The sequence below is a fragment of the Actinocrinis sp. genome (genome assembly GCF_035605935.1).
GTDB lineage: Bacteria > Actinomycetota > Actinomycetes > Streptomycetales > Catenulisporaceae > Actinocrinis.
Window position 1 is genome coordinate 1 of record NZ_DATNGK010000301.1, and the last position, 6,081, is coordinate 6,081.

At 67.0% G+C, this 6,081-nt stretch carries 5 protein-coding genes; 3 read left to right on the forward strand and 2 right to left on the reverse strand.

The annotated features are described in order from the left end of the window. Both VN779_RS24320 and VN779_RS24325 read right to left on the reverse strand, forming a co-directional pair. The coding region (locus VN779_RS24320; protein WP_325727290.1) for an ARMT1-like domain-containing protein at positions 1–948 on the reverse strand (948 nt) is incomplete at its 3' end. A 138-nt stretch (positions 949–1,086) separates the two neighbouring features. Beyond that, entirely contained in the window at positions 1,087–3,180 is a 2,094-nt protein-coding gene (locus VN779_RS24325; RefSeq protein WP_325727291.1) for a cellulose binding domain-containing protein, read from the reverse strand. Between the two features lie 248 nt (positions 3,181–3,428). Between VN779_RS24325 and VN779_RS24330 the strand changes: the two genes are divergently transcribed. From VN779_RS24330 to VN779_RS24340, 3 genes are all read left to right on the forward strand, one after another. Next, positions 3,429–5,141: a cellulase family glycosylhydrolase gene (locus VN779_RS24330; RefSeq protein WP_325727293.1), complete on the forward strand. Its 1,713-nt coding sequence runs from the start codon at positions 3,429–3,431 to the stop codon at positions 5,139–5,141. Positions 5,142–5,256: 115 nt separating this feature from the next. Then, the gene (locus VN779_RS24335; RefSeq protein ID WP_325727295.1) at positions 5,257–5,808 is read left to right on the forward strand and encodes a gluconokinase; all 552 of its coding nucleotides are present in this window, start codon (positions 5,257–5,259) and stop codon (positions 5,806–5,808) included. A gap of 106 nt (positions 5,809–5,914) precedes the next feature. Beyond that, positions 5,915–6,081: endonuclease/exonuclease/phosphatase family protein (locus tag VN779_RS24340; RefSeq protein ID WP_325727297.1), on the forward strand; the 167-nt coding region annotated here is incomplete at its 3' end.

Consider the following 6,081-nt stretch of genomic DNA (forward strand, 5'->3'; position numbering starts at 1 on the left):
CTCGAACAGCCTGGCCCCGGCGGCGCCGAGCGGACCGGACATGCCGCGCAGGCGCCGCAGGCACTTGCCGACGTCCGACGCAGTGGCATCGGAGATGTAATACGGCGCGGGCTTGACGTGCAGCTCCACGCTTGTGGCCAGGGCGGTACCGGATTGAAAGTCAGCGCCGGACGGCGAATCAGCGGAAAGCAGTTCGTCAGCGAGCAGCAGGTCCGAGATCAGCTCGCGGCCCGCGTTGTCGCAGATGATCGCGACCGCACTAGCACCGGCACCGGCACCGGCACCGGCACCGGAGCCGATAGCGCTGGATGCAGAGCCCGCAGAGCCAACCGAACGAGCCTTCGCCGCCGCGCCGAGCAGGCGCTCACGGATCAACTCGCTGTCGTCGGCGAGCGGCGGGTTCACGGCGGTGTACCCCTCGACCACCTCGGTCACCTGAAACACCAGGTCCGCGCGGTTTCCGAGCACGGCAGCCTCGGTCAGCGCGGCGAACCGGAGCGCCGGCGGGCGTCCTTCGAGCGCGCCGTACCAGGAGAAGGCCGCTTCGAGCGCCGGATCGGAGAGCTCCGCGTCCTTCATCGGCTCGTAGGGATCGACGCCTGACCACGCCGAACCGGCCGGCGCGAAGTACCCGGTCGCGTCGAGGATGCGACGGAAGAAGTAGCTCTCAGCCCACAGAAACGGCGCGTCCATCCACGGCTTGCCATAGTGCCCGCGGTCCCATTCCCCGAGCCACCGCGACGCGTCCGGCGCGCTGTCCGGCAGCGGATTCATGGCGCCGGTCCGCGACTCGTCCAGCAGCGCCCGCAAGGCGCGGACCTGCTCGGGACCATACGGCAGCGCCGCGATCAGACTTTCGATCAGGATCGGGTGCCGGCGGTGGAAGATGTCCCACGGGAAGGAGCCCTCCGGCGTGATGAAGATCGGCGGCGGCAGCTCGTGCGACATGCTTGGCATCTTATTGGGATCTCTCGAACCTCGCCCTGCTCATGCCCGTGGGGCGCACCCTATCGGAGTGCGCCCCACGGAAGGAACGGTTATCTCTTCAGTTGTGGCTCGGCTCGATCCGGCTCGCCTCGCCTCAGCTCACGACGAGTACGTGGTCGTACACACCGTCCCGTTGAGGCTGATCGCCGCGGGTGACGGATATGCGCCGGACTCGTTGCCGACGAAGCCGATGCTGGCCGAATTGCCGCCGTTCGGCGCCAGGTTCGCGTTCCAGTCGACGTTCGTGGCGTGCACGAACTGGCCGGTGCTGGTCCAGTTCGCGTTCCAGCCGCTGTTGAAGGACTCGGTGGTGGCCGGGAAGGAGAACGTCAGCGTCCAGCCGTTGATCGCGCTCGGACCGGTGTTCGTGACCGAGAGCGTGGCGACGTATCCGCTGCCCCACGAATTGGTGATCTCGTAGTCGACCGCGCAGGTGCTGTTGGTCGGCGTGCTCGTCGTGAACGTCACCGGATCAGAGGCCCGCGAGAGGTAGCCCTTCTGATCGGTCGCCAGCACGTTGATCGTGTAGCCGGTACCGGGCACCAGGTTGTACAACGTCGCAGAGGTCGAGGTCGACTCGGCAAGCACGTTGGTGACGGTCCCGACTTGCTGGATCACCTCATAGCGGTCCACGTGGCCGCCGGTGGACGGGGCCCAGCTGATCGTCGCCTGCGAACCGGTGATGTTCGACGCGGTCGGCGCGCTCGGCGCGGTCAGGGCACTGACTCCGCTACCAGAGGGCGTGAGCACGACGGTCTCGATGGAGTACGGCGCGATCGTCTGGCTGCTGCTCGTGCCCTGCGCCGCGCTGGTGATCGAGCTGGCCTCGTCGCCGTACGTGTACACGGTCGGCGTCGCGGTGCTTGGCACGTAACCGGTGTAGTGCAGATTGATCGGGTAGGAGTTGTTCACGTCCTTGTTCACGATCTGCACGGCCAGGTTGCCGTTCGCTTGCCGCACCGCGTGCGCGCTGACGAGCGGCTGATCCGTCGCGGCCTTGACCATCTGGTCGCCAGGCCGGCCGAGTTTGCTCAGCATGCTGATCGCGAAGTACGGCGGGAACGGCGTGTTGAGCGCGGGCTCACAGGTCGTTCCGACACAGGTACCGCTGGAGAGCACTCCCCAGTCGTTGAAGTCGGTCGCGCCGTCCGGGGCGGTGCTGATCGTGCCGGGGCCGTTGTGCGTGTCCCACCAGTCGACGTTGAACACGCCGTCTTCGAGCGCTGTCATGTACGCGTCCGCGGCGAACAGCGCGTCCGGCTGGGTCGTGGTGTCGACCGCCGAGTTCATCTCGGTCAGCGCGACGCCGATGTTCGGCGCGTTAGATCCGGCGTACTTGTTGATCTCGCTGTGCAACTGGTCCAGTTCACCGGTGAGTTGCTGCGGTTCGGACAGGGCCGTCGGCGCGTCCTTGCCGCTCGGGTACCAGTGCACGATCGCGAAATCGATGGCTGATCCGGCGATCTGGAGCACGGTGCGGTTCCAGTCGGCGCTGTCACCGGTAGCCACCGCGCCATCCGGCCAGTTGCCCGGCGTGGTCAACACCGCGCCGATCTTGATCGTGGGGTCGACCGCCTTCATCGCCGAGGCGTACTGCAGCACGTTGTTCGCGTACGTCGTCGGGCTCTTACTCGCGTGGTTGTCGGTCTCCCAGTCGGAGCCGTAGTAGCCGTTGCCGTAGAGCTCGTTGCCGATCTCCCAGTACTTGGCGCCGTATCCCTTGGTCACGTTGGCGTACTGGACCCAGCCAGCCGCCTCTGCTGGCGTGCCGGAGCCGTAGTTCGCGATCAGGATCGGCTGGGCGCCGATCTTCTTCACGGTGCCCATGAAGGAGTCGAAGTCGGTGCCGGGCGCGACGTAGCCGCCGGGCGCGGTGTTGTCCTGCCAGTGATAAATGTCGCCGTACGAGCCGCCCGGGTATCGCAGCATGCCGACACCCGCCTGACCGAGCAGGTCCTGCACGGCCGGGACGTTCATCTGGCTGTCCCACACCGCGCTGTTGAGCCCGTAACCGGTCGCTGGGATGGTGCCCAGCCCCTCCGTCGCGTTCACCGTGACGTTCACCGCAGCGCCGGTGCCGGACCCGGTGGCGGCGACCGCGGCCGTTCCCGGTGCCAGCGCCCCGGCGAGCAGCAGCGCGGCTCCCCCCGCGACCCGCCGTAACCGGCGCGGCCGCCTCGATTCCGAAATCACGCGCGACTCCTCCCGCAACGTTAGAACACAGTTTTCGATGATGGTCGCGCCGCCGCGCCGAGAGCGTCAATGTCCTGTGAAACTTACACGAGGTCGCCGCGTCGAACTTCGTCGAACACCCAGGTCACGGCGCACAAGGGTGACAGAGATCGTATACGCGCCTTTCCGTTCCCTTGGATGGCGGGCGGCTCCTTCGTAGCGTCAGTGCGCTGGCCATCGGGTCAGGTTGAGGCACCTAGGAGCGGTCGATGCACACAACGATGAGGCCCGCCGCGGTGGCGGGCGTGCTGCGGCGGCGCCCAGCGGCGCTGTCCGCGGTGGCCGTGGGCGCGGTGCTGGCCGCGCTCTCGGCGCTGCTGCTCGCCTTCGGTCCACTGGCCCGGCCGGCCGGCGCGGCGGGCACGGTCGGCGCGGGGTACTGGCACACCTCGGGCAGCCAGATCCTCGACTCGAACGGCAACGCGGTCCGGATCGCCGGAATCAACTGGTACGGCTTCGAGACCCCGGACGAGATCGCGCACGGCTTGTGGGCGCAGGACTACCACGCCGTGATCGATGACATCAAGCGGCTGGGATACAACACGATCCGCATCCCGATCTCGAACCAGGCGGTCGAGACGCCGGTGATCCCGCAGAACTTCAGCCAGTACAACACCGGCCCGATCAACACCGATCTGGTGGGTCTCAACGACCTGCAGATCCTGGACAAGATCGTCGGCTACGCCGGGCAGGACGGGCTGAAGGTCATCATCGACAATCACCGCTCCGAGGCCGGCGAGACCGCGGAGTCCAACGGACTGTGGTACACGAGCGCGTATCCGAACTCTGCTTGGATCAACGACTGGGTGACGCTGGCGAAACGGTACGCGGGCAACACCACGGTCATCGGCTTCGACCTGCGTAATGAGCCACACACGCCCACCGGCGTCGCGTATGCGAATGCTGCGACGTGGGGCACCGGCGATCCGAACACCGACATCCGCCTCGCCTATCAGAACGCCGGCAACGCGATCCTGGGCGCGGACCCGAACGCGCTGATCTTCTGCGAGGGCATCAGCAATTACCCGAACGCCAGCGCCAGCGGCGGCTTCGACACGACGTGGTGGGGCGGCAACCTGGAGGGCGTGGCCAAGTTCCCGGTCGTGCTCAACTCCCCCGGTCACGTGGTCTACTCGGCGCACGACTACGGACCGACCCTGTTCCAGCAGGCCTGGTTCAACTCCTCCACCACCTCGGCGAGCCTGGATGCGGTCTGGAACCAGTACTGGGGCTACATCCCGCAGCAGAACATCGCCCCGCTATGGGTCGGCGAGTTCGGCACGGGCAACGGCGCGACCGACGTGTCCGATTCGACGCCCGGCTCGCAGGGCCAGTGGTTCTCGTCGCTGGTCTCGTATATCGGCTCGAACAAGCTGAGCTGGACCTACTGGGCGCTCAACGGGGAGGACTCCTTCGCGCTGCTGGACGGCAGCTATGACGCGACTCCGGTGAGCGCGGCCAAGCAGTCACTGCTGGCCGGGATCCAGTTCCCGCTCTCCGGCGGGGGCGGCAGCGGCAGCCCGAGTGCCTCGGCCTCAGGCTCGCGATCGGCCTCGCCAAGCGCGTCGCCGTCCAACTCTCCCTCTTCATCCCCGTCCTCCTCCGCGGTCTCCTGCCACGCCGTGTACTCCTTGACCAACAGCTGGTCCGGGGGTTTCCAGGGACAGGTGGCACTGACCAACACCGGCACATCCGCGCTCAACGGCTGGAACGTGGCGTGGACGTTCCCCGGCGATCAGAAGATCAACCAGATGTGGACCGCGACGTACACGCAGACCGGTGAGGCGATTACCGCAACGAACGAGCCGTATAACGCGACGATCGCCGCGAACGCATCGGTGACGATCGGCTTCACCGGTACGTACACGAACAGCAACGCCAACCCAACGTCCTTCACCGTCAACGGAGTCGCCTGCCACTAGCCGCCGCCGATTCCCTTACCCTCCTCTTCCGTTGAGTCCGGCCACGGGCAGCGCTCCCTGCCCGTGGCCGGGCCTTGTCACAGTCCCTGGCTGGCGACCACCTAGGATCGGCGGCGTGACGACGCAGCCCTCCGCCGCCCCCTCTCCCGCCAACGCGGGCCCGTGCATCGTGCTGATCATGGGCGTATCGGGAAGCGGTAAGAGCACCATCGGCTCGCTGCTCGCGCAGCACCTTGGTTGGCAGTACGCGGAGGCCGACGATTTCCACCCGGACGCGAACCTCGCGAAGATGGTCGCCGGTCATCCGCTCGATGATGAGGATCGGCTTCCGTGGCTGGCCAACATCGCGGCGTGGATCGACGCGACGTCGACCGCCGGCAGGCCGGCCGTGGTTAGCTGTTCAGCGCTCAAGCGCGCGTACCGAGACGCGCTGCGTGACGGCCGTCCAGACGTCCGGCTCGTGTACCTCGATGCTGATAAGCAGACGATCCGCAAGCGGCTCTCGACCCGCCGCGGCCATTTCTTTCCCGCCGCGCTGCTCGACAGCCAGTTCGCCGATCTGGAGCCGCCAACCGACGACGAGCATCCGTTTCGGGTGCCGGTCGCCGTCGACAGCCGCTCGGAAGAGATCGTCGAGCACCTGCTGACATCCGCAATCTGCGACTGATCGGACAGCGAATCGCGAGTCCCGCACCGCAGTGTCGGTGGCGCACGCAAGAATGAACGCAGCCCACTGCACCACCTCCTGACCGCCCGCCCCGGAGAACGCCGCGATGATCACCATCAGCACCGCCAACGTCAACGGCATCCGTGCCGCCTCCCGCAAGGGCTTCGACAGCTGGCTCGCTCAGACGACGGCGGACGTGGTCTGCCTCCAGGAAGTGCGTGCCGAGCCGCACGAGATCCCGGTCGAGTTGCGCGAGGCGCAGGGCTGGCACCC

Excerpts from the sequence above, each read along its gene's own strand:
- VN779_RS24330 (WP_325727293.1), top strand. The coding sequence starts at position 3,429 with ATGCACACAACGATGAGGCCCGCCGCGGTGGCGGGCGTGCTGCGGCGG.